Annotated in this window: 20 protein-coding genes; 19 read left to right on the forward strand and 1 reads right to left on the reverse strand. The window is 30.2% G+C overall.

Annotation, left to right across the window (positions count from 1 at the left end):
• Nucleotides 1-20: 20 nt before the first annotated feature.
• From rplK to D3Z07_RS12510, 12 genes are all read left to right on the forward strand, one after another.
• A complete protein-coding gene (gene rplK / locus D3Z07_RS12455) occupies nt 21-446 on the forward strand; it encodes a 50S ribosomal protein L11 (RefSeq protein WP_076088256.1) in 426 nt (141 codons plus the stop codon).
• An 84-nt stretch (nt 447-530) separates the two neighbouring features.
• A complete protein-coding gene (gene rplA / locus D3Z07_RS12460) occupies nt 531-1,220 on the forward strand; it encodes a 50S ribosomal protein L1 (RefSeq protein ID WP_076088254.1) in 690 nt (229 codons plus the stop codon).
• Between the two features lie 156 nt (nt 1,221-1,376).
• Nucleotides 1,377-1,865: a 50S ribosomal protein L10 gene (gene rplJ / locus D3Z07_RS12465; RefSeq protein WP_122894037.1), complete on the forward strand. Its 489-nt coding sequence runs from the start codon at nt 1,377-1,379 to the stop codon at nt 1,863-1,865.
• Between the two features lie 49 nt (nt 1,866-1,914).
• On the forward strand, nt 1,915-2,286 hold the full coding sequence (rplL, locus tag D3Z07_RS12470) for a 50S ribosomal protein L7/L12 (RefSeq protein ID WP_122894038.1): 372 nt from the start codon (nt 1,915-1,917) through the stop codon (nt 2,284-2,286).
• 176 nt (nt 2,287-2,462) lie between these two features.
• On the forward strand, nt 2,463-6,608 hold the full coding sequence (gene rpoB, locus D3Z07_RS12475) for a DNA-directed RNA polymerase subunit beta (protein WP_122894039.1): 4,146 nt from the start codon (nt 2,463-2,465) through the stop codon (nt 6,606-6,608).
• The gene (rpoC, locus tag D3Z07_RS12480) at nt 6,601-11,130 is read left to right on the forward strand and encodes a DNA-directed RNA polymerase subunit beta' (RefSeq protein WP_122894040.1); all 4,530 of its coding nucleotides are present in this window, start codon (nt 6,601-6,603) and stop codon (nt 11,128-11,130) included. Before rpoB ends, rpoC begins: the two co-directional genes overlap by 8 nt.
• 38 nt (nt 11,131-11,168) lie before the next feature.
• Nucleotides 11,169-11,555 carry a hypothetical protein gene (locus tag D3Z07_RS12485; protein ID WP_122894041.1) on the forward strand — a complete coding sequence of 129 codons (387 nt, stop codon included), beginning with the start codon at nt 11,169-11,171 and terminating at the stop codon, nt 11,553-11,555.
• Between the two features lie 101 nt (nt 11,556-11,656).
• Nucleotides 11,657-11,944 carry a YciI family protein gene (locus tag D3Z07_RS12490; RefSeq protein WP_122894042.1) on the forward strand — a complete coding sequence of 96 codons (288 nt, stop codon included), beginning with the start codon at nt 11,657-11,659 and terminating at the stop codon, nt 11,942-11,944.
• Nucleotide 11,945: 1 nt separating this feature from the next.
• The gene (locus D3Z07_RS12495) at nt 11,946-12,512 is read left to right on the forward strand and encodes a GNAT family acetyltransferase (RefSeq protein WP_122894043.1); all 567 of its coding nucleotides are present in this window, start codon (nt 11,946-11,948) and stop codon (nt 12,510-12,512) included.
• Nucleotides 12,513-12,553: 41 nt separating this feature from the next.
• The gene (locus D3Z07_RS12500) at nt 12,554-13,369 is read left to right on the forward strand and encodes a DUF2971 domain-containing protein (RefSeq protein ID WP_122894044.1); all 816 of its coding nucleotides are present in this window, start codon (nt 12,554-12,556) and stop codon (nt 13,367-13,369) included.
• Nucleotides 13,370-13,421: 52 nt separating this feature from the next.
• Complete coding sequence (locus tag D3Z07_RS12505; RefSeq protein ID WP_122894045.1) at nt 13,422-13,910, forward strand: hypothetical protein; 489 nt, start codon at nt 13,422-13,424, stop codon at nt 13,908-13,910.
• Nucleotides 13,911-13,917: 7 nt separating this feature from the next.
• Nucleotides 13,918-14,112 (forward strand): YwbE family protein, encoded by a 195-nt coding sequence (locus D3Z07_RS12510; RefSeq protein ID WP_206423319.1) that lies wholly within the window; start codon nt 13,918-13,920, stop codon nt 14,110-14,112.
• Here D3Z07_RS12510 and D3Z07_RS12515 read toward each other — a convergent pair.
• On the reverse strand, nt 14,107-15,258 hold the full coding sequence (locus tag D3Z07_RS12515) for an MFS transporter (protein WP_122894047.1): 1,152 nt from the start codon (nt 15,256-15,258) through the stop codon (nt 14,107-14,109). The genes D3Z07_RS12510 and D3Z07_RS12515 overlap by 6 nt on opposite strands.
• A gap of 283 nt (nt 15,259-15,541) precedes the next feature.
• Between D3Z07_RS12515 and rpsL the strand changes: the two genes are divergently transcribed.
• The 7 genes from rpsL (at nt 15,542) to D3Z07_RS12550 (ending at nt 23,837) form a co-directional block, all read left to right on the forward strand.
• The gene (gene rpsL, locus D3Z07_RS12520) at nt 15,542-15,916 is read left to right on the forward strand and encodes a 30S ribosomal protein S12 (protein ID WP_076088232.1); all 375 of its coding nucleotides are present in this window, start codon (nt 15,542-15,544) and stop codon (nt 15,914-15,916) included.
• A gap of 16 nt (nt 15,917-15,932) precedes the next feature.
• Nucleotides 15,933-16,400: a 30S ribosomal protein S7 gene (gene rpsG, locus D3Z07_RS12525; RefSeq protein WP_076088230.1), complete on the forward strand. Its 468-nt coding sequence runs from the start codon at nt 15,933-15,935 to the stop codon at nt 16,398-16,400.
• A 9-nt stretch (nt 16,401-16,409) separates the two neighbouring features.
• A complete protein-coding gene (gene fusA / locus D3Z07_RS12530) occupies nt 16,410-18,518 on the forward strand; it encodes an elongation factor G (protein WP_122894048.1) in 2,109 nt (702 codons plus the stop codon).
• Between the two features lie 235 nt (nt 18,519-18,753).
• On the forward strand, nt 18,754-19,620 hold the full coding sequence (locus D3Z07_RS12535) for an NAD(+)/NADH kinase (RefSeq protein ID WP_122894049.1): 867 nt from the start codon (nt 18,754-18,756) through the stop codon (nt 19,618-19,620).
• Between the two features lie 4 nt (nt 19,621-19,624).
• On the forward strand, nt 19,625-21,160 hold the full coding sequence (locus D3Z07_RS12540) for an AAA family ATPase (protein WP_122894050.1): 1,536 nt from the start codon (nt 19,625-19,627) through the stop codon (nt 21,158-21,160).
• Nucleotides 21,161-21,457: 297 nt separating this feature from the next.
• On the forward strand, nt 21,458-22,783 hold the full coding sequence (gene soxC, locus D3Z07_RS12545; RefSeq protein ID WP_122894051.1) for a sulfite dehydrogenase: 1,326 nt from the start codon (nt 21,458-21,460) through the stop codon (nt 22,781-22,783).
• Nucleotides 22,764-23,837 (forward strand): c-type cytochrome, encoded by a 1,074-nt coding sequence (locus D3Z07_RS12550; protein ID WP_122894052.1) that lies wholly within the window; start codon nt 22,764-22,766, stop codon nt 23,835-23,837. Before soxC ends, D3Z07_RS12550 begins: the two co-directional genes overlap by 20 nt.
• Nucleotides 23,838-23,848: the final 11 nt, after the last annotated feature.

Below are 23,848 nucleotides of genomic sequence, written 5' to 3' on the forward strand. Positions count from 1 at the left end.
TAAAATATAAAAGGAATAGTATGGCTAAGAAAGTAGAAGGTAAACTTAAATTACAAATACCTGCTGGTGCAGCAAACCCATCACCACCTGTAGGACCTGCATTAGGTCAAAGAGGTATCAATATCATGGAATTCTGTAAAGCATTCAATGAAAAGACTAAAGATAAAGCTGGATTTAACATTCCTGTAGAAATTACAGTATATGCTGACAAAAGTTTTACATTTGAGTTAAAGCAACCACCAATGACTGATTTAATTAAAAAAGTATCTGGAATCAAAAAAGGTTCTGATAATCCTTTAAAAAATAAAATTGGTAAATTAACTAAAGATCAAATTATGGAAATCGTTGATATGAAAATCGCTGATTTAAATACTGATGATAAAGAACAAGCTGCAAAAATCGTTGCTGGTTCTGCAAGATCTATGGGAATTGACGCAGAATTATAGTATTCGCTATAAACTGAAACAAGTCTTACCAGCAGACTTCGTAAACGCTGGTAGCAAACAAATAAAATATTGCGGAGAATTAAAATGGCAAAAAGATATAAATCATTAAAAGAAAAAATTGAACAAAGAGATTACTCTCTTGCTGAGTCATGTGAATTATTAAAAGAATTAAAATCAACTAAATTTGACGAAAGTGTTGAAGTTGCACTTAACTTAAATGTTGATCCAAGACATGCTGACCAAATGATTAGAGGTGCAGTTGTACTTCCTAATGGAACTGGTAAAACTGTTAGAGTTGCAGTTTTTGCAAAAGGTGTTAAAGTTGATGAAGCTAAAGCTGCTGGTGCTGATATTGTTGGTAACGACGATTTAGTTGAAACAGTTATGGCTGGAAACATTGATTTTGATGTTTTAATTGCTACTCCTGATTGTATGGGACTAGTTGGAAAATTAGGTAGAGTTTTAGGACCAAAAGGTTTAATGCCTAATCCTAAAGTTGGAACAGTTACTATGGACGTTACTAAAGCAGTTAATGATGCTAAAGGTGGTCAAGTAGCATATAGAGTTGATAAAAAAGGTAATATGCAAGCAGCAGTTGGAAAGATTTCATTCTCAACTGAAGCAATCAAAGAAAATATTGAAGCATTTATTGCAGCTGTTAACAAGCAAAAACCAGCTTCTGCAAAAGGTAGATTTTATACTAATGCAGCAGTTTCATTAACTATGTCACCATCAATTAATGTTGATGCATCAGAATTAATGGATATTAAATAAGGAATTTTCCTTATTTAATAAAACATTCAATAGTGTTGATCATAGGTCGATATTTTTGAGTGTTCAAAGCACTGAAATAAAAACTGAAGACAGTGGGTTAAAAACTTCCCGTTTTTAATAAGTCCTACCGAAGTCGATGTTTTGAAGGGAGAAATAATGAATAAACAACAAAAACTTGAAATAATTGAAAATTTAACATCTGAATTTAAAGATTCTCAAGCTATCGTAGTATGTGGATATAATGGAGTAACTCATAAAGAGTTAGAATCATTAAGAATCGATGCTAGAGCTAATGGAACTAAAGTTCAGGTTGCTAAAAATACTCTTGTAACTGTAGCAGTTAAAAATGCTGAGTTAGGAGATGTTGCCTTAACTGGTACAAATATTTTCTTATGGTCTGAAGATCAAATTTCTGCTTGTAAAGTAGCTGATAAATTTGCAGCAACTAAAAAAGATAAATTTGAAATCAAATCAGGGATTATTGAAGGTGAGATTGCAGATCTTGCAACTGTTAATGCATTCGCTAAGTTACCATCTAGAGATGAACTTCTTGGTATGCTTGCAGCTACTTGGATGGCACCACTTACAAACTTTACTATTGGGCTTGATGCACTTAGAAAGAAAAAAGAAGAAGAAGCGGCTTAATAATATTAAGTTAACAAAAAATAAAATATAAAGAAATAAGGAATAATAAATGGCAATTTCTAAAGAAGACGTACTAGAATATATCTCTGGATTATCTGTACTTGAATTATCAGAATTAGTTAAAGAATTTGAAGAAAAGTTTGGTGTATCTGCACAACCTGTTGCAGTTGCTGGTGGAGCTGTTGCTGCTGCTGATGCTGCTGAAGAAAAAACTGAATTTGATGTAATCATCAAAGATGCTGGTGCTAAAAAAATTAACGTTATTAAAGCAATTAGAGCGTTAACTGGTTTAGGATTAAAAGAAGCAAAAGCAATGGCTGAAGAAGCTGGAGCTGTAGTTAAAGAAGGTGTTTCTAAAGAAGACGCTGAAGCTGCAAAAGCTGATTTAGAAGCTGCTGGAGCAACTGTAGAAGTTAAATAATTACACTCGTAATTTTATAAACTTGTTATACAAGGCTTTAATGCCTTGTATAAAGAATAGCATCTTTGAAGGCTAAGGTTAGAATTTGATCAAATTTTAACCCTATCCTTTACGGATGCTTTTGTGCTTTATACGCTATAAAGCTTAACTAACCAAAATTTACTACAAGGCCGATAATGTTAAACTCTTTAAAATCTGGTAATAGACTTAGAGTTGATTTTGCAAAAAATCCTCAACAAATCGAAATTCCGAACTTATTACAATTACAGCAAAACTCTTATGAAACATTTTTAAAAGTTGGTCAAGAAGATAGATCTACTGCTGGAATAGAAAAAGTATTTAAGTCAATTTTCCCAATCCATGATGCCCAAAACAGAATTACTTTAGATTACTTAGGTAGCGATGTTGGTAAACCAAAATACGATGTTAGAGAATCAATGGTAAGAGGTCTTACTTATTCGATTCCATTAAAAATTAATATTAGATTAACTTTATGGGATTTAGACGAAAAGACTGGTGAAAAAATCGGCGTTAAAGATATGAAAGAACAAGCTCTATTTATTAGAGAAATTCCTTTAATGACTGATAGAACTTCATTTATTGTAAATGGTGTTGAAAGAGTTGTTGTTAATCAACTTCACAGATCTCCAGGTGTAATTTTCAAAGAAGATGAATCAAATACAGCAGATAACAAACTTATCTATACAGGTCAAATTATTCCTGATAGAGGTTCTTGGTTATACTTTGAGTATGATGCTAAAGATATTCTTTATGTAAGAATTAATAAAAGAAGAAAAGTTCCTGTTACTATTTTATTTAGAGCACTTGGTTATTCTAAAGAAGATATTATCAAATTATTCTACCCAATATTAAATGTTAAAATTAAGAATAATAAGTTCTTAACAAAATTTAACCCAGAAGACTTTACTGGAAGAATTGAATTTGATGTTAAGGATGAAAAAGGTAATTTAATTGTTGCTGCTGGAAAAAGACTTACTGATAGAAAAGCTAAAGCTTTAGTTGAAGGTGGTCTAGAATTAGTTGAATATCCAATTGAATTATTAATGGAAAGATATACTGCAAATACTATCTTTGATCCAGAGTCTGGAGAAGTGTTATTTGACGCATTAACTAATTTAGATGAACTAAAATTAAAGAAATTATTAGATTTAGGTTTTGATTCATTTGATATTGCAAATGATTTAGCAACTGGTGTTGATGATTCTATTATTAATGCATTTAAAGCAGATGCAGAATCTTTAAAACTATTAAAACAAACAGAACAGTTAGATGATGAGAATGATTTATCAGCTATTAGAATTTATAAAGTAATGAGACCAGGTGAGCCTGTAACTAAAGAAGCTGCTAAAGAATTTGTTAAAAAATTATTCTTCGATCCAGAAAGATATGACTTAACAAAAGTTGGTAGAATGAAAATGAACCATAAACTTGGTGTTAATGTTCCTGAATATGTAACAGTTCTTACTTATGAAGATGTTATTAAAACAGTTCAATATCTTGTAAAAGTTAAGGCTGGGCATGGTCATATTGATGATAGAGATCACTTAGGAAATAGAAGAATTAGAGCAATTGGTGAATTATTATCAAATGAATTACATTCTGGTTTAATTAAGATGCAAAAAGCTATTAGAGATAAAATGACTACGTTATCTGGTACATTAGAAGATATTATGCCTCATGATTTAGTTAACTCTAAAATGATTACATCAACAATTACTGAGTTCTTTACATCTGGTCAATTATCTCAATTTATGGACCAAACTAACCCATTATCTGAAGTTACTCATAAAAGAAGACTTTCTGCACTTGGTGAAGGTGGACTTGTTAAAGAGAGAGCTGGATTTGAAGTAAGAGATGTTCACGCAACTCACTATGGAAGAATTTGTCCAGTTGAAACTCCAGAGGGTCAAAATATTGGTCTTATTAATACATTATCTACTTTCTCTAAAGTTAATGAATTAGGATTTATTGAAGCTCCATATAAAACTGTTGTTGATGGTGTTGTAAGTGATGAAATTAAGTACTATACTGCAACTCAAGAAGAGGGTTTAATTATTGCTCCAGGATCAACAAAAATTGATGATAATGGAAAGATATTAGAAGCTTTAACGGAAGCTAGAAAAGATGGTGAAATTTTATTAGTTGACAAAAATAAAATTAATTTAATTGATATCTCTTCTCAAATGGTTATGGGTGTAGCAGCTTCATTAATTCCATTCTTAGAACATGATGATGCCAACAGAGCCTTAATGGGATCGAATATGATGAGACAAGCTGTTCCATTATTAAGTCCTAATGCTCCTGTAGTTGGAACTGGTTTAGAAAAAACAGTTGCAAGAGATGCATGGGAAGCTATTAAAGCTAATAGAGCTGGGGTTGTTGAAAAAGCTGATGCAAAAAATGTATATATTAGAGGTGAAGATGAAAACGGTGCTTTCATTGATCACTATAATGTTTCTAAAAATGTTAGAACAAATAATAATACTTCATTCGGTCAAAGAATTGGTACTAAAGAAGGTTCAATTGTTGAAGCTGGGCAAGTAATTGCTGATGGTCCTTCTATGGATAATGGTGAGTTAGCTGTTGGTGTTAATGCTATGGTTGCATTCATGCCTTGGAATGGTTATAACTATGAAGATGCGATTGTTCTTTCTCAAAGATTAATTAAAGAAGATGCATTTACTTCTATTCATATTTATGAAAAAGATGTTGAATGTAGAGAGCTTAAGCATGGTAATGAAGAAATTACTAGAGATTTACCAGGTGTTAAAGAAGAATCAATTGGTCACTTAGATAATTCTGGAATTGTTAAGGTTGGAACTTATGTTAAACCTGGAATGATTTTAGTAGGTAAAGTTACACCAAAAGGTGAAATTAAACCAACTCCAGAAGAAAGACTATTAAGAGCTATCTTTGGTGAAAAAGCAGGTCACGTTATTAATAAATCATTAGTAACTCCAACTTCAATGGAAGGAACAGTTGTTGACGTTAAAGTATTCACTAAAAAAGGATATGAAAAAGACGAAAGAGCAGTTGCAGAAATTGAAGCAGAAAAAGCAGAATTAGATGTTAAGCATCATGATAAATTATTAATGCTAGATAGAGAAGAGATCTTAAAAATTAATGACTTATTATCAAAAGCTGTTTTATCAAAAGCTGTTGAATTAGATGATGTTAAATATGATAAAGGTGCAAATATACCTTTAGAAGTATTAGAATCTGTTAATAGATTTGCAATGAAAAAAGTAGTTGCTTCTTTTGGTTCTGATATTGAAAAAACATATAATGACATTAAAGAACACTTTATTAAGCAAAAATCTCAATTAAGAGATGATCATGAAGAAAAACTTCAAGTATTAGAGCATGATGATATTTTACCTTCAGGTGTTATTAAACAAGTAAAAGTTTATGTAGCAACTAAGAGAAAAATTAAAGTTGGGGATAAAATGGCAGGACGTCACGGAAACAAAGGTATTGTTTCTAATATTGTTCCTCAAGTTGATATGCCTTACTTAGAAGATGGTTCTACTGTTGATGTTATTCTTAACCCACTTGGAGTACCTTCAAGAATGAACATCGGGCAGATTCTAGAAGTTCACTTAGGTTTAGTAGGAAAAAGACTTGGAGCACAAATTCAAGATATATTTGATGCTAAGAAAGTTGATTTCATTAAAGAACTTAGAGCTAAGATGACTGATATTGCACAAGTTGCAAAACTAATGAATGGAAAAGAATTTATGGATTCTTTATCTGATGAAGAATTAGTTAAATATGGTCAAGATTGGACTAAAGGTGTTAGATTTGCAACTCAAGTATTTGATGGTGTAAAAGAAGATGAGTTTGTAAAATTATTTGAATTAGCAAAAGTTGATTTAGATGGTAAAACTACATTAACAGATGGTACAACTGGTGAAGTTATGAAAGAAAGAGTTAACGTTGGATATATGTATATGCTTAAACTTCATCACCTTGTTGATGAAAAAGTACATGCAAGATCTACTGGACCTTACTCACTTGTAACTCAACAACCAGTTGGTGGTAAAGCACTATTTGGTGGTCAGAGATTTGGGGAAATGGAAGTATGGGCTTTAGAAGCATATGGTGCAACTAATGTACTTAAAGAGATGTTAACAACAAAATCTGATGATATCGAAGGTAGAACAAAAGCATATAGAGCAATTGCTAATGGTGAAAACGTTCCAGCTTCTGGTGTTCCAGAAACATTCTTTGTATTAACTAAAGAGCTTAAAGCTCTTGGACTTGATGTAGAGATCTTTGAAGAGGTAGAAACTAATGAGTAAAACTGAAAAAATATTACAACCTATTGAAATTAAAGAATTAGAAAGACCGACAGACTTTTCGGCCTTTCAATTAAGACTTGCAAGTCCTGAAAAGATTCTTTCATGGTCATCTGGTGAAGTTAAAAAACCTGAAACTATTAACTATAGAACACTTAAACCTGAAAGAGATGGTTTATTTTGTGCTAAAATTTTTGGACCTGTAAAAGATTACGAATGTCTTTGTGGTAAATACAAAAAGATGAGATACAAAGGTGTTGTATGTGAAAAATGTGGTGTTGAAGTAACTTCTTCGAAAGTTAGACGTCACAGAATGGGTCATATTGACTTAGTTTCTCCTGTTGCGCACATTTGGATGGTATCATCACTTCCAACTAGAATTGGTACTTTATTAGGTGTTAAATTAAAAGACTTAGAAAGAGTTTTATATTATGAAGCATACATCGTATCTGATGCTGGTGATGCTTACTATGATAATGAAAAAACTAAAAAAGTTTTAAAATATGATATTTTAAATGAAGAACAATATAGAACTATTTCTGATTTATTTGAACATACAGGTTTCCATGCAAATATGGGTGGACAAGTTGTAAGAGATTTATTAGAAACTATGGATCTTTTTGAATTACTTGCAAAACTTAAAGAAGATATGAGTGCTACTAAATCAGAAGCAAAAAGAAAAACTTTAATCAAAAGATTAAAAGTTGTAGAAAACTTTATTAACTCTGGTAATAGACCAGAATGGATGATGTTAACTCAACTTCCAGTTCTTCCACCTGATTTAAGACCTCTTGTATCACTTGATGGTGGAAAATTTGCTGTTTCTGATGTTAATGATTTATATAGAAGAGTTATTAACAGAAATAACAGACTTAAAAGATTAACAGAACTTGACGCACCTGAAATCATTATCAGAAATGAAATGAGAATGCTTCAAGAAGCAGTTGATGCTTTATTTGATAATGGTAAAACTGCAAATGCAGTTAAAGGTGCTAATAAAAGACCTTTAAAATCTTTATCTGAAATTATTAAAGGTAAGCAAGGTCGATTTAGACAAAACTTACTTGGAAAAAGAGTTGACTTCTCTGGTAGATCTGTAATTGTTGTTGGACCTACATTAAACATGGACCAATGTGGTATTCCTAAGAAAATGGCTTTAGAGTTATTTAAACCACACTTAATGGCTAAATTAGAAGAAAAAGGTTACGCAACTACTTTAAAATCTGCAAAGAGATTAATTGAGTCTGAGACTAATGAAGTTTGGGAATGTTTAAATGAAATCGTTGATGAATATCCTATTTTATTAAATAGAGCACCAACATTACATAAATTATCTATTCAAGCATTTCACCCTGTTTTAATTGATGGTAAAGCTATTAGATTACATCCATTAGTATGTGCTGCATTTAATGCCGATTTTGATGGGGATCAAATGGCAGTTCACGTTCCATTATCACAAGAAGCAGTTGCAGAAGCAAAAATTCTTATGATGTCTTCTATGAATATTCTTTTACCTGCATCAGGTCGTGCAATTGCCGTACCTTCTCAGGATATGATTTTAGGGATTTACTACCTATCATTAGAAAAAGATGGTGTTAAAGGTGAGCATAAATTATTTACAGGTGTTGATGAAGCTTCAATTGCTTTAGATATGAAACAAGTAGATTTACATGCGAAAATTAGAACACAAATTGATGGAAAAGTTATTCATACTACTGTTGGTAGATTAATTATTCATGATATCTTACCTGATTTTGTTCCAGTTAATTTATGGAATAAAATTTTAAAGAAAAAAGATATTGGTATTTTAGTTGATTATATTTACAAACATGGTGGATATGAAGTAACTCCTAAATTCTTAGATAATCTTAAAAACTTAGGTTTTAAATATGCTACAAGTGCTGGTATTTCAATTTCTATTGATGATATTAATGTACCTGAATCAAAAGTTGGTCACGTTACGAAATCTAAGAAAGAAGTTATTGAAGTTCAAAAACAATTCTCTCAAGGTTTATTAACTGAGCAAGAAAGATATAATAAGATTATTGATATCTGGACTGAAGTAAATAATAAACTTGGTTCAGAAATGATGAACTTAGTTGAAGCTGATAAAGATGGATTTAATTCTATTTATATGATGGCTGATTCAGGGGCTAGAGGTTCTGCTGCTCAAATTAGACAGCTAGCAGGTATGAGGGGTCTTATGGCTAAGCCAGATGGGACTATTATTGAAACACCAATTATTTCAAACTTCCGTGAAGGTTTAAATGTACTTGAGTACTTTATTTCTACTCACGGTGCTAGAAAAGGACTTGCGGATACAGCCTTAAAAACTGCGAATGCTGGTTATTTAACAAGAAAATTAATTGATGTATCTCAAAATGTAAGAATTACAATTGAAGATTGTGGAACTCACGAAGGTATTGAAATTACTGATATTACTTCTGGTAATGAATTAATTGAAGCATTAGAAGAGAGAATTACTGGTAGAGTTATTGCTGAAGATATTATTGACCCAATTTCAAATGAAATTTTATTTACTGAGGGTACATTAATTACTGAAGAAGATGCAAAAGTTGTTGCTGAAGCTGAAGTAAAAGCTGTTACTATTAGAACTCCATTAACTTGTAAAGTTGAACATGGTTTATGTTCTAAATGTTATGGTCTTAACTTAGGTGAGCAAAGAAAAGCAACTCCAGGTGAAGCTGTTGGTGTTGTTGCTGCTCAATCTATTGGTGAGCCAGGAACACAACTTACACTTAGAACTTTCCACGTTGGGGGAACTGCAAGTGCAACTCAAACTGAAAGAGAATTAAAAGCTGATAAAGAAGGGTTCATTAGATATTACAATATCAAAAAGTACACTAATTCATCAGGTCAATCGATTGTTGCAAATAGAAGAAATGCAGGTATATTACTTGTTGAACCTAAAATTAATGCACCATTCAAAGGTAAAGTTACAGTTGAAACTTTACATGAAGATACAATCTTAACTATTACTAATGGTAAAGATAAAAAAGAATTCTACCTAAGAAAAAATGATGTTGCTAAAGCAAATGAATTAGCAGGTGTTTCTGGTAAAATTGAAGGTAAACTATACTTACCTTATAAAGATGGTGAAGAAGTAGAAGAAAACGAATCAATTGTTGAAATGATTAAAGATGGTTGGAATGTTCCAAACAGAATTCCTTTCGCATCTGAATTAAGAGTTGAAGATGGAGCACCAATTACATCTAAGATTACATCTGGAGCAAAAGGTTTCGTTAAATACTATAAATTAACTGGTGATTACTTAGAAAGAAGAGATGACATCAAATCTGGAGATAAAGTTAGTGATAAAGGTTTATTCTCTGTTATTGTTGATGGTGAAGGTAGAGAAGCTTTAAGACATTATATTGCAAGAGGTTCTATTGTTGAACTTAATGATAATGTTGAAGTTGAAAAAGATTCAGTTATTGCAGTTCCAGAAAATGCAGAGCAAGTTGTGATTGCAGAATGGGATCCATATGCGAATCCTACAATTGCTGAAAAAGCTGGTACAATTTCTTTTGAAGATATTATTCCAGGGATTACAGTTGCAGAACAATTTGATGAATTAACTGGTACTTCTAAGTTAGTTGTTAATGAGTATATTCCAAGTGGATATAAACCAACTGTTGTATTAGCAACTGAAAATGATGAAATTATTAGATATTCTTTAGATCCTAAAACATCTTTAAATATTTCTGAAGGTCAAAAAGTTCAAATTGCTGATATTATTGGTAAAACACCAAAAGCAACACAAAAATCAAAAGATATTACTGGTGGTCTTCCAAGAGTATCTGAGTTATTTGAAGCAAGACGACCAAAATCAATTGCTCTTTTATCTTCATTTGATGGTATTGTTTCTTTTGGTAAACCATTAAGAAATAAACAAAGAATTATTGTTACTGATGAAGTTGGTAATAAAGCAGAGTATTTAGCTGAGAAATCTAAGCAAATTCTAGTACATGAAGGTGAGTTTGTTCATGCTGGTGAAGCATTAACAGATGGTCAAACATCTCCTCATGATGTATTAAGAATCTTAGGTGATAAAGCACTTCACTACTTTATTGTTTCTGAAGTACAACAAGTATATAGATCTCAAGGGGTAAATATTGCTGATAAACATATTGAGGTTATTACATCTCAAATGTTAAGACAAGTATCAATCCTTGATGGTGGTGATACTAAGTTTATTATTGGTGATATGATTTCTAAGAAAAGATTTAAAATTGAGAATGAAAGAATTATTAAATTAGGTGGAGAACCTGCTATTGCTGAACCTTTATTATTAGGTATTACAAGAGCTGCTGTTACATCTGATTCTATTATCTCAGCTGCATCTTTCCAAGAGACTACTAAAGTATTAACAGAAGCTGCAATTTCGGCTAAAATGGATATGTTAGAAGACTTAAAAGAAAATGTTGTTATTGGTAGAACTATTCCTGTTGGAACTGGTTTATATAAAGACCAAAAAATTAAATTCTCTTCAAGCGAACACTAAAACAATAAGGCTTTTGCCTTATTGTTTAACTCTTTAAAATGGATTTACTCTCACTTTTATTAATTTTTATTGCAGTAGAGATTTTTGAGTCAAATTGGCAAAAAGCTGATTCTATGTATGGCTTAATTTCAAATAACTTCAAAATCTATCAGAAAAACATATTTTTATACTTTACTTTACACTTATCATTTTTTTATACTATTTTTGTATCTTTGTACTTAAATAATTTCTCTTTTTGGATGAGTTCAATTTTAGTAATCAAATTTTTAGATATTGCTTTTAAACTAAATATGATGCAAAAAATATCAAATGGCTCAAGTATTGAAGAAGTGATGCCTATTAATGTAAAAATGACTCCAATATTTAGATATATGAATGTTTTAATTTATCCTATATCTTTTGTTTTTGCTGTTGGACTAATTTAATAGTTTTACACTAAAAGTATATTTCTAAATAAAATTTCAAAATTAAATTTTATCATACTTATATTTTGCTAATATAGTAAAATAAATAAAAAGGAATATATATGCAATATTTAGTAATCGCTTACGATAATGAAAACTCACTTGATAAAAGAATGGAAGCAAGACCTGCTCACGTTGAAGCTACTCAAAAATTAATGGCAGAAGGTAAAATTGTAACAGCTTGTGCAATGATTGAAGAAGAACAAATGGTTGGATCTACTGTTATAACTAATTTTGAAAATGATGATGAATTAAATGACTGGTTAGAGAGTGAACCTTATGTAAAAGCTGGTGTTTGGAATATGGATGAAATTCAGATCGTACCTGTAAAAGTTATGCCAAAGTCTTAATATGTACGAATTTAGAAAAGGTAGAATTATTGATATTCCTGAAGTATTAACACTTCATTCAAAATATCAAATTGATTCTATTAAAGAAGAAGATAAAAAAGATGGGTTTGTTACAACTGCTTTTACTATTGAAGAATTAACTTCTTTAATTGAAAAAGAAGATGGCCTATTTTTGTGTCTAAAAGATAATATTATCGTTGCATATGTAATGTGTGCATCTTGGCAGTTTTGGTCTGTTTGGCCAATGTTTAAACATATGTTAAATGATTTAGAATCTTTATCATATAAAGGTACACAATTAACGGAATTCAATTCATATCAATATGGTCCAATTTGTATAGATAAATCTGTAAGGGGAACGGATGTTCTTCCTTTGTTATTTGATTTTGCAAGAGATGTTATGAGTTTAAAATACCCAATATTAGTTACATTTATAAATAAAAACAATCCAAGATCTTTTAATGCTCATACAAAAAAGTTAGGACTTGAAGTAATTAACGAATTTGAATTTAACAACAATAATTATTACGAGTTAGTTTATGACACTAGTGTAAGCTTGCTTAAATAAAAAAGCAATTTATAGTATAATATTTCTAATAGGAGTTTTCTATGGGAAATATTATCTATCATTACTGTAGTGTTGAAGCATTTAACGCTATTATTCAAAATAAAAGATTATGGTTAAGCTCTGTTTATAATCTAAATGACTACAAAGAAATCCATTGGATAAAAGACAAAATATTCAAAAAAATTAAAGATTCAATCAACAAAGACAATTTTCAAAAGTATAAGACTTTTGAAGAATTATACTCAACACAATTACCAAATGTTTATATTGCATCATTTTCACAAGGCTCTGATTTACTAAGTCAATGGAGAGCTTATGCAAATGATGGTTATGGGGTTGCTATTGGTTTTAATAGTGATTATTTTGAAAAAAATAAAATGGTTAAAACTTCAAAAGTACTTTATAATGAAAAATCTCAAGAAAAGCAAATAAATTTAATATTAGAGCCTCTAGCAAAATTAGATAATGATATTGATATTAACTCAAAAAAATTTGAAAAAACATGTAAGGATATAATTGTAGAAATTAATAACTTATCTGCAAAATCAAAGAATCAGCTTTTTAAAGAAGAACAAGAAGTAAGATTGATTCACAATCCTAAAATAATTAATGATAAAGAGAAAAAACAGTTTATTTTTAAAGATAATTTATCAAAAATGAAATTTAGGTCTGTATGTGGAAACCTAATTCCTTATTTTGAATTAAAATTCAAAAAAGAGATAAAAGATACTCCTGCAATTTTAGAAATAATAAAGGGTCCTAAAAATAAATTTATAGACCAGGAAGTGAAAATATTTCTTTCCTTAAATGGCTTTTATAGTGTAGATATAAAAAGTTCAAAATCCTCATACCGATAATATAATAGATTTATTTAGATATACTTGCAAATATAAAAACACTAGGAATAATATGAGATTTAATGATTTAGATTTAAATACAAAAAAACAATTAAATACACAATTAGTAGATTATGCTAAAAGTATAGGAGGAATGAACTTTTTTTTACAAATGATTGAAGATATAAGAGAAGAAAAACCAAGTTCATTATTAAATAAAACAGCAATTTATCATTACAAGCATGGAAAAATCACTTGGGGTAAATCTATATATAAAGATACTTTAACACTATTATTCTCAGCTATGAGAAAAGAAGAAAAAGATGGAGATATGTTAAATGGTTTAAGTCCTAAAGCTTATAAAGAGACTATGAATATGATGAGAGCATTAAAGCCTGTTACTATTTCTGTAACATCGAATGATGATGAAAGTGCTCATGGCTTTACATTTAATATTTTAGATTCAAGTGAAGCTAAAAAAACTAAAATTGATTTAATATTTAAAATCATTTATTTTTATAATATAGAGTTTGCAAAAGATGCATTAACTTTTAAAGCTTAAGGTAAAAATTATGGATGGAAAAAAAAGAAGTAATATCAAAGCAGGAAGTACAGTTAATATTGTTTTAAAAGAAGATCAAAGAACCGGTAGACTTACAAAAGGTGTTGTTCAAGATATCTTAACAAAATCTCCTACTCATCCTCATGGGATTAAAGTTAGAACTACTTTTGGTGAAGTTGGAAGAGTACAAGAGATTTTATAAATCATTCTTGTACCTTTTATAAAATATCATACATAAAATCATTCCAATAAATGCCATTGCGGCACCTACAAGTGACGGATAATTAAAAGCATAACCAAATAACAATGGAATACCACCTAAAAATGCTCCAAGAGAGTTTGCAACATTAAATCCTGCTTGAATAAAAGCAGCACCCAAAAGTTGTGAATGTTTAGCACTTTTTAACATAATCATATTTATAGGTGAACTAATAGAGGTAGCAAGAGCACCACATAAAAATGTAAGTATTATTGCCATTATTTTATTTTCTGAATATAAAAATACTAATATTAATGATACAACCATAAGTGCAAGAAGTATTATTGAAACTATAACTGGATCTTTTTTATCAGCTAAATACCCACCAAATATATTTCCAACAACCATTCCAAATCCAGCTACAACCATCATATAAGAAACACTTCCTACATCAAAACCTGAAATATTTATTAAAAGGGGTGCTATATAACTAAACCATGCAAATAATCCTGCAAAACCAATTGAAAGTATTGTTAGTATATGCCAAGCTTTAATTGTTTTAAAAAATTCTAATTCTTCTTTAAAAGTAATTGTTCTTAAACTATCTAGGTTTGGTAAGAAAAGATGTAAATAAAATATTGTTAATAAACCTAAAATTGTAACAACAACAAAAGCGTATCTCCAGTTTAGATTATGTCCTAAATAAGTTACAAGTGGAACCATTAATAAAATAGCTAAAGTAAGTCCTGTAAATATGGAAGCTATATCTTGAGCAGCTTTTCCTTCTTTTGCTAATTTTGAAGCAACAACAGTAGCAACGCCAAAAAAAGCACCATGAGGAAGTCCAGATAAAAATCTAGTGACTAATAAAGTAGTATAATCAGGTGCAATAATAGAAAGAGCATTAAAAACAGTAAACATAATCATTAAAGCTATTAAAATATATTTGGGTTTAAATTTTGCACTTAATGCAACTAATGTAGGAGCACCAACAACCACACCAAAAGCATATGCTGAAATTAAATAGCCAGCAATAGGAATTGATACATTAAGTGAAGTAGATATATCAGGAAGCAAGCCCATAACTGCAAATTCAGTTGTACCAATTGCTAAACCACCTAATGCCAATGGAAATAAATGTTTTTTCATATTTTTTATCTTGATTAGTTTTTTGAAATAATAGTATTTAAATTTAAATTTTTAACTTAAAACTATGAATAAATTTAAGCTAATAAATTATTAAGTTTCCTTTCAGTATAATCCGTAACTTTTTAGAAAACCTAATTGTTTCTCTAGAATGGAAGTATCGTTTCAGCAATATGCTGAAGTCAAGCGAGAAGCATGAGCATTGCTTTAATTGCTCTAACCAAATTAAATAGAGAGTCTCATATAATATTATAATAGATTACTCTACAACATACAAAGGGAAAGAATGCCAACTATCAATCAACTTGTTAGAAAAGAGCGAAAAAGAGTGATTAAGAAATCAAAATCACCAGCACTTGACAAATGTCCACAAAGAAGAGGAGTTTGTACTAGAGTATATACTACAACTCCAAAAAAACCTAACTCGGCTTTAAGAAAAGTTGCAAAAGTTAGATTAACTACTGGTTTTGAAGTTATTTCATACATCGGTGGAGAGGGTCACAACCTTCAAGAACACTCGATTGTGTTAGTAAGAGGGGGTAGAGTTAAAGATTTACCTGGTGTTAAGTATCACGTTGTTAGAGGTGCCTTAGATACAGCTGGTGTTGCAAACAGAACTGTTGCAAGATCTAAGTATGGTACTAAGAAACCAAAGAAATAAGTAGAAGGATAATAAAATGAGAAGAAGAAAAGCTCCAGTTAGAGAAGTAATGGCTGATCCTATCTACAATAGTAAAGTGATCACAAAATTTATTAATACAGTAATGTTAGACGGTAGAAAATCTACTGCACAAAAAATTATGTATGGTGCAATTGCAAACTTAGATGCTAGAGGTGAAGAATCTGGTATTGAAGTATTTGAAAAAGCTATCGAAAATGTTAAGCCACTTTTAGAAGTTAAATCTAGAAGAGTTGGTGGAGCAACATATCAAGTTCCTGTTGAAGTTAGACCTGTAAGAAGACAAACTTTAGCTCTTAGATGGTTAGTTGACGCTGCTAGAAAAAGAAATGAAAGAACTATGGTAGAAAGATTAGCAAACGAATTATTCGAATGTGCTAATGATAGAGGTGCATCATTCAAGAAGAAAGAAGATATGCATAGAATGGCAGAAGCTAATAAAGCATTTGCTCACTACAGATGGTAGGGAATTAAAATGGCAAGAAAAACACCACTTAACAGACTTAGAAACATCGGTATTGCTGCACACATTGATGCAGGTAAAACTACAACAACTGAAAGAATTTTATTCTATACAGGTGTTGAGCACAAAATTGGTGAGGTTCATGATGGAGCTGCAACTATGGACTGGATGGAGCAAGAGCAAGAAAGAGGTATTACAATTACTTCTGCTGCTACTACTTGTAACTGGACTCACCCAAAGACTAACGAAGAATTAATGATTAACATTATTGATACTCCAGGTCACGTTGACTTTACTATTGAAGTTGAAAGATCTATGAGAGTACTTGATGGTGCTGTTGCTGTATTCTGTTCAGTTGGTGGGGTTCAACCACAATCTGAAACTGTTTGGAGACAAGCAAACAAATATAGAGTTCCAAGAATGATTTTTGTTAACAAAATGGATAGAACTGGTGCTGATTTCTTTAACGTTGAATCTCAAGTTAATGAAAGATTAAAATCTAATGCTATTCCAATTCAAATTCCTATTGGTGCTGAAGAAAACTTCCAAGGTGTTGTTGATTTAGTACAAATGAAAGCTATTGTTTGGGATCAAGATGCTGCAATGGGTTCTAATTACCACGTTGAAGATATTCCTGCTGAATTACAAGAAAAAGCTGAAGAATATAGAGAAAAAATGGTTGAAGCAGCTGCTGAAGCTGACGATGCATTAATGGAAAAATATCTTGAGGGTGAAGAATTAACTGAAGATGAAATTGTTGGAGGTCTTAAAAAAGGTTGTCTTAATATGACAGTTACTCCAATGACTTGTGGTACTGCATTTAAAAACAAAGGTGTTCAAACTTTACTTGACGCAGTTGCTATGTACTTACCATCTCCATTAGAAGTTGAAGACATTAAAGGTGAAACTCAAGATGGTGAAGCTGTAATTGTACCTTCTACTGATAACGGTGAAGTTGCAGGACTTGCATTTAAAATTATGACAGATCCATTTGTTGGTCAATTAACTTTCACAAGAATCTATAGAGGTGTTCTTAAGTCTGGTACTTATGTAATGAACTCAACTAAGATGAAAAAAGAAAGAATTGGTAGACTTTTAAAAATGCATGCTATCAAAAGAGAAGAAGTTACTGAATTATATGCTGGTGAAATCGGTGCAGTTGTTGGTTTAAAATCGACAATTACAGGTGATACATTAGCTTCTGATGTAGATCCAGTTATCTTAGAAAGAATGGATTTCCCAGAACCAGTTATTTCTGTTGCAGTTGAGCCAAAAACTAAAGCTGACCAAGAAAAAATGGGTATTGCATTAGGAAAATTAGCTCAAGAAGATCCATCATTTAGAGTTGCTACTGATGAAGAATCTGGACAAACTATTATTTCAGGAATGGGTGAATTACACCTTGAAATTCTTGTTGATAGAATGAAAAGAGAATTCGCAGTTGAAGCTGAAGTTGGTGCTCCTCAAGTTGCATATAGAGAAACTATTAAAAACGCAGTTCAACAAGAGTACAAATATGCTAAACAATCTGGTGGTAAAGGTCAATACGGTCACGTATACTTAACAATTACTCCAATGGCTGCTGACTCTGAAGAGAACTACATCTTTACATCATCTATCAAAGGTGGTTCTGTACCAAAAGAGTACGTTCCTGCAGTTGATAAAGGTTGTCAAGAAGCTATGGCTGGTGGTATCTTAGCTGGTTATCCATTAGTTAATATTTCAGTTGATTTATATGATGGTTCTTACCATGATGTTGATTCATCTGAAATGGCGTTTAAATTAGCTGCTTCAATGGGATTCAAACAAGGATGTAGAAGTGCTGCTGCACAACCTGTAATTCTTGAACCAATTATGAAAGTTGAGATTGAAACTCCTGAAGATTATATGGGTGACGTTATTGGTGACGTTAACAAAAGAAGAGGACAAGTTCAATCTATGGATGACAGAGCTGGTGTTAAACTAGTTGTTGCAATGATTCCATTAGCTGAAATGTTCGGTTACTCTACAGACTTAAGATCTATGTCTCAAGGTAGAGCAACTTACTCAATGATTTTTGATAACTACATGGACGTTCCTAAAAATGTTTCTGATGAAATTATTAAAAAGAGAAATGGTTAATAGCGTTAAATAAACGAGCTTTGTCTTGTTCAATAGAAATCTTTGATTTCGTAATTGAACGACAAAGGTCTGAATAAAACAACTGTAATATTCAAATCTCTAAAAAGCTTTGCCTTTTGCAAAGCTTTTTTTTTGTTCAATTTTTAATTAAAATATAACAAATTGTAATATATACATTAATCTTAAAAGAACTTATTATATACTATTGTATAAATACATATATATAGAGGTAAACTTGAGATTAAATAAAAGCAATGAACTACTCACTTCTTTTTCAAAAGCAGGAATAATACTAAGACCTTCAAGTCCAGAATTAAAACCAATATATGAGAATATAAAATCAATATTTGAAAAATATAATATAGAAGTTTTTTTAGAAAATAATTCTGCAAAAATGATTAAAAAAAAAGGTCTTCAATTAGATGAATTATGCGAAAAAATTGATTTTTTAGTTTCTGTGGGTGGAGATGGTACTTTATTATCAGTGGTACGAAAATCTTATAATTATAAAAAACCTGTATTAGGTATAAATCTAGGTACTTTAGGTTTTTTAACAGATATTTCTATGAATGAAATTGAAAACTTTTTAAAAAATTTTACTAATAAAAATTATAGAATAGATAGTCGAATGTTAATTGAAGGTACATTAAATTTAAATAGTTTTGTTGCATTTAATGATATTGTAATTACAAGAAAATCTATTTCTTCTATGATAAAAATTGATGCAAAAATCGATGATAAACATTTTAACTCATATTATGGTGATGGGATAATTATATCTACGCCTACAGGTTCTACTGCGTATAATTTATCAGTTGGAGGTCCTATCTTATATCCTTTAACAGAGGCTTTTCTGGTAACTCCTGTTGCCCCTCATTCTCTAACACAAAGACCATTAGTAATGCCTGCAGATTTTGAGATAGAGTTTACAATTACAGATTCTCAAGGTGCTGTAGTAATTGCAGATGGTCAAGATATATATGAATTAGAGCAAAACGATTCAATAAAAATTAAAATAGCAAAACAAAATGCAAAAATGATTCACAGATGTGAAAGAAACTATTTTGATGTATTAAGTGAAAAATTAAGATGGGGAAATTAATTTTATGATTAATAGAATTTATATAAAAGATTGTTTGTCTTTTAAAGAAATAGATTTAGAATTTAATACAGGTTTAAATGTATTTACCGGTCCAAGTGGTGCAGGTAAATCTATATTAATGCAGGCAATTTTATCTTTATTTGCTCTTAGTGATGTGAAAGCCAGTTTAGGTGAAGTTTTAATCAGTGATTCAAAAATTAGCGATGAATTATATGATTTACAAAGTAATGATGATATTGTAATTAAAACTATAAAAAAAGAAAAAGTAAGATTTTTTATCAATAATCAAACTATTTCTAAAAAAAACCTAAATACTTTCTCTTCTAAATTAATTAAGCATTTAAATTTAAGAGATACTTCTGATTTTGAAAGTGTAAAACTATTAAACTTCCTTGATAAAGTGTGTTACAAAGATTATAAAGATTTTTCTTCGAAAAAAGAAAAATTTGATTTATTATTCAAAGAAGCTAGTAAGCTTCAAAAAGATTTAAATAAAATTATTGAAGATGAATTAAAAATTGAAGATTTAAAAGAGTTTAGCAAGTTTGAAATTGAAAAAATTGAAGCAATAAACCCTAGTATTGATGAGTATGAAGAATTAAATTTATTAAAAAGAAAACTATCAAAAAAAGAAAAAATTGAAGATGCAATCAAAAGTGCATCAGAAATCTTAAATTTTAGGCAAAGTGTTTCTAATAGTTTAGAGCTTTTGGAAGAAGATTCTAGTTTTTTTGATGAAACAATGAATGAACTTAATAATATATTTGAAAAATTTAATGATTCATTATATGAATTAGAAGATATCGATATAGAAACTGTTCTTACAAGAATTGAAAAGCTTTCTTCTCTACAAAAAAGATTTGGTTCAATAGCTGAAGCTTTAGAATATAAAGAAGAAAAGAAAAAAGAATTAGATTCTTATGAGAATATTACATTTGAAAAATCTATATTAGAAAAGAAAATTTCTATTATTACTTTAGAAATAAATGATTTAGCAGAAGAAATATCTAATTATAGAAAAAAAAGTTTAGTTGTACTTGAAGAAAAAATAAATAAGTATCTAAAGTTTTTATACTTATCAAATGCAAGAATTAATCTTAAAAATAAAAAATTAGATTCTCATGGTATTGATGAAGTAATTTTTGAGTTAAATGGAGTTAGTTTAAATACAATTAGTTCAGGGGAATATAATAGACTAAGACTAGCACTTCTTACATCAATGAGTGAATTTGATATTATTGATAATGGTGTTTTATTTTTAGATGAAATTGATGCTAATTTAAGTGGAAAAGAAAGTGATGCTATTGCTAATGTTTTATCCACACTATCTAAATCTTATCAAATCTTTGCAATATCTCATCAACCACAATTAACATCAGTGTCTTCTCAACATTTTTTAGTCGATAAAAATGATGGAATATCTACAATAAAACTTCTAAAAAAAGAAGAAAGAATTAATGAAATCGCTAGAATGATTAGTGGAGAAAAAATTACTACAGATGCAATAAAATTTGCAAAGAATCTTTTAATAAAAAAATAAATAAATTTGGTAAAGTATATTTTACCAAATTTATTTTTATCAATACACAAAATTATTTTATTTAAATAATCCCTTGAAATAGTCTATCTGAGAACATATCTATTTTTCATATAAGATAATCATAACTTTAAAATAAGAATACCTAATATTAGTTTTAATTATAAAAAATTAAATCAAAAATAAATTAGAAATAAGTTTTTTTAATACTAGAAATTTATTTATTATTAAGATATTAAAACTATAATTGTATGTTTTAGTTGGTATTTTTAAATATACCAGATTAAATGAGGAGGGGAAATGACGAAAATTAGTAAAAATTCTAAAAAGAGTTTAAAAGTAGATTCTATAGAAAAATCTAGTAGAAGAGACTTTTTTAAAAAGACAGCTATTTATTCAGCAAGTGCTTTAACTGCCGCTACAGTTTTAGCACCAATAAAATTAAAAGCTGATGATGAAAATATTACTCATCATGTTGATTGGGGAACAAAACTTGGTGATAAAGTTGATAAATATCCTTATGGTATACCTTCTGCTTATGAACATAATAATGTAAGAAGAGTACATGATTTATTATCTTCAGGTGACAGATATGCGACTGTATCAATGTCTCCATTGCATCAGCAAGAAGGTATTATTACACCAAATGGTTTATTTTTTACAAGAAATCATGGTGGTACTGCACAAATTGATCCTAATAAATATAGACTTATGATTCACGGTTTAGTAAAAAAACCAATTGTTTTAACATTAGAACAATTAAAAAGATATCCATCAGAGTCTAGAATTCACTTTATTGAGTGTCCTGCAAATGGATCTACTGGATGGAGAGGCCCACAATTTAATAATTTACAATTTGTAAAAGGTATGATGAGTTCTGCTGAATGGACTGGTGTTAAACTTTCTGTTCTTTTAGAAGACTTAGGCCTTAAACCTGAAGCACAATGGGCTTTAGTTGAAGGTAGTGATAACTCAGAAATGGGTAGAACACTTCCAATTGAAAAAATCTTAGATGATGCAATGCTTGTTTGGGGACAAAATGGTGAACCATTAAGACCAGAACAAGGTTATCCTGTAAGATTATTAGTTCCAGGTTGGGAAGGTAACTTAAATGTTAAATGGGTTAAAAGAATAGAGTTCTCTGATAAACCATGGCATGCAAAAGAAGAAACTTCAAAATATACAATGTTACAACCAAGTGGTAAGGCGATTAATTTCTTCTGGCCAATGGAAGTAAACTCTATTATTACTTCACCATGTCCTGAAGTTCCTTGGACTGATCTTAAAAAAGGTGATATGGTAGAAATATCTGGAATTGCATGGTCTGGACGTGGAACAATTAAAACAGTTGATATCTCTTTAGATGGTGGTAAAAACTGGGTAGAAGCTCCATTAAAAGGTTTAGTATTACCTAAATCTTGGACAAGATTCTCATATATTATTAAATGGGACGGAAAGAAAAAAGTTCTTTTATCAAGAGCAATTGATGATACAGGACACATTCAACCTTCAATTGATAAGTTAATTGAAAATGTTGGAGTAGAAGGTATTTATCATAGAAATCCAATCGTAGGTTGGGAAGTAACATCAAAAGGAGTTGTAAATAATGTTCATGTTAGATCTTAAAAAATCATTATTAGCCATTGGTGTAGTATCTGCACTTTTAGTAACAAACGCAACTGCTGCAGATAAAAAAATGAATATCGATGGTGCTGTTATATATCCTGTTAAAGATGGAATGTATACAGATTATGCTGTAAGCGAACAAAATAAAAAAGGTTTTAGTTCATACGGTAGAACACCAACTGCTAATGAAATAAAAGCTTGGGATACAGATGTAATGCCAGATGGTCATGGTTTACCAGAAGGTGAAGGTTCTGTTGAAGATGGTGATGAATTATATGAATCACAATGTGCTATGTGTCATGGTGACTTTGGTGCAGGTGGAGTAGGTGGTTATCCTACATTAGCTGGAGGACAAGGTTCTTTAAAAAATCAATTAGGTTTAGAAGGAACAGAAGGTCCTAGAAAAACTATTGGTTCTTATTGGCCATATGCAAGTACTCTTTTTTGGTACATTAAAACTGCAATGCCATTCCCACATCCAAAATCTTTAACTGATAATGAAGTTTATGCATTAACTGCTTATTTATTATCTGTAAATAATATTAAAGCTGGTGGGGAATTAATTGATGATGAGTTCGTTTTAAGTAAAGAAAATTTCAATACAGTTAAAATGAATAATCCAGACGGTTTTTATCCAGTTCATCCAGATAGAAATGATCTTAAAGAACAAAGAGGACCTCTAGCACAAGGTGTTAGATGTATGAAAGATTGTAAGCAACCAAAACCTGTAAGTATTGCTGCTGAAATTGATGTAGGATTTGATCCTGCAATTAGTACAGTAAAAGATTTGCCAAAAGTTAAAGAAACTGCTACAGTGTCAAAGAGTGCAAAAATTTATGAAGCAAGTTGTAGTGCTTGTCATGCAAATGCAGCAATTGGAGCACCAGTTCTTGGAGACAAAGAAGCTTGGGCTGAAGTTGTTTCAAAAGGAATTGATACTGTTTATGCAAATGCATTAAATGGAATAAATGCGATGCCTCCTAAAGGTGGAGCTGATATTACAGAGCAAGAGTTAAAAGAAGTAGTTGACTACATGATTAACTCAAGTAAATAAAATAGGAGAAC

The organism is Arcobacter peruensis, assembly GCF_003711085.1.
Classification (GTDB): Bacteria; Campylobacterota; Campylobacteria; order Campylobacterales; family Arcobacteraceae; genus Poseidonibacter; species Poseidonibacter parvus.

What these genes read in the sequence shown, in the direction of transcription:
- rplK (WP_076088256.1), top strand. Translation starts at nt 21, where the DNA reads ATGGCTAAGAAAGTAGAAGGTAAACTTAAATTACAAATACCTGCTGGT.
- rplA (WP_076088254.1), top strand. Translation starts at nt 531, where the DNA reads ATGGCAAAAAGATATAAATCATTAAAAGAAAAAATTGAACAAAGAGAT.
- rplJ (WP_122894037.1), top strand. Translation starts at nt 1,377, where the DNA reads ATGAATAAACAACAAAAACTTGAAATAATTGAAAATTTAACATCTGAA.
- rplL (WP_122894038.1), top strand. Translation starts at nt 1,915, where the DNA reads ATGGCAATTTCTAAAGAAGACGTACTAGAATATATCTCTGGATTATCT.
- rpoB (WP_122894039.1), top strand. Translation starts at nt 2,463, where the DNA reads ATGTTAAACTCTTTAAAATCTGGTAATAGACTTAGAGTTGATTTTGCA.
- rpoC (WP_122894040.1), top strand. Translation starts at nt 6,601, where the DNA reads ATGAGTAAAACTGAAAAAATATTACAACCTATTGAAATTAAAGAATTA.
- D3Z07_RS12485 (WP_122894041.1), top strand. Translation starts at nt 11,169, where the DNA reads ATGGATTTACTCTCACTTTTATTAATTTTTATTGCAGTAGAGATTTTT.
- D3Z07_RS12490 (WP_122894042.1), top strand. Translation starts at nt 11,657, where the DNA reads ATGCAATATTTAGTAATCGCTTACGATAATGAAAACTCACTTGATAAA.
- D3Z07_RS12495 (WP_122894043.1), top strand. Translation starts at nt 11,946, where the DNA reads ATGTACGAATTTAGAAAAGGTAGAATTATTGATATTCCTGAAGTATTA.
- D3Z07_RS12500 (WP_122894044.1), top strand. Translation starts at nt 12,554, where the DNA reads ATGGGAAATATTATCTATCATTACTGTAGTGTTGAAGCATTTAACGCT.
- D3Z07_RS12505 (WP_122894045.1), top strand. Translation starts at nt 13,422, where the DNA reads ATGAGATTTAATGATTTAGATTTAAATACAAAAAAACAATTAAATACA.
- D3Z07_RS12515 (WP_122894047.1), bottom strand. Translation starts at nt 15,258, where the DNA reads ATGAAAAAACATTTATTTCCATTGGCATTAGGTGGTTTAGCAATTGGT.
- rpsL (WP_076088232.1), top strand. Translation starts at nt 15,542, where the DNA reads ATGCCAACTATCAATCAACTTGTTAGAAAAGAGCGAAAAAGAGTGATT.
- rpsG (WP_076088230.1), top strand. Translation starts at nt 15,933, where the DNA reads ATGAGAAGAAGAAAAGCTCCAGTTAGAGAAGTAATGGCTGATCCTATC.
- fusA (WP_122894048.1), top strand. Translation starts at nt 16,410, where the DNA reads ATGGCAAGAAAAACACCACTTAACAGACTTAGAAACATCGGTATTGCT.
- D3Z07_RS12540 (WP_122894050.1), top strand. Translation starts at nt 19,625, where the DNA reads ATGATTAATAGAATTTATATAAAAGATTGTTTGTCTTTTAAAGAAATA.
- soxC (WP_122894051.1), top strand. Translation starts at nt 21,458, where the DNA reads ATGACGAAAATTAGTAAAAATTCTAAAAAGAGTTTAAAAGTAGATTCT.
- D3Z07_RS12550 (WP_122894052.1), top strand. Translation starts at nt 22,764, where the DNA reads ATGTTCATGTTAGATCTTAAAAAATCATTATTAGCCATTGGTGTAGTA.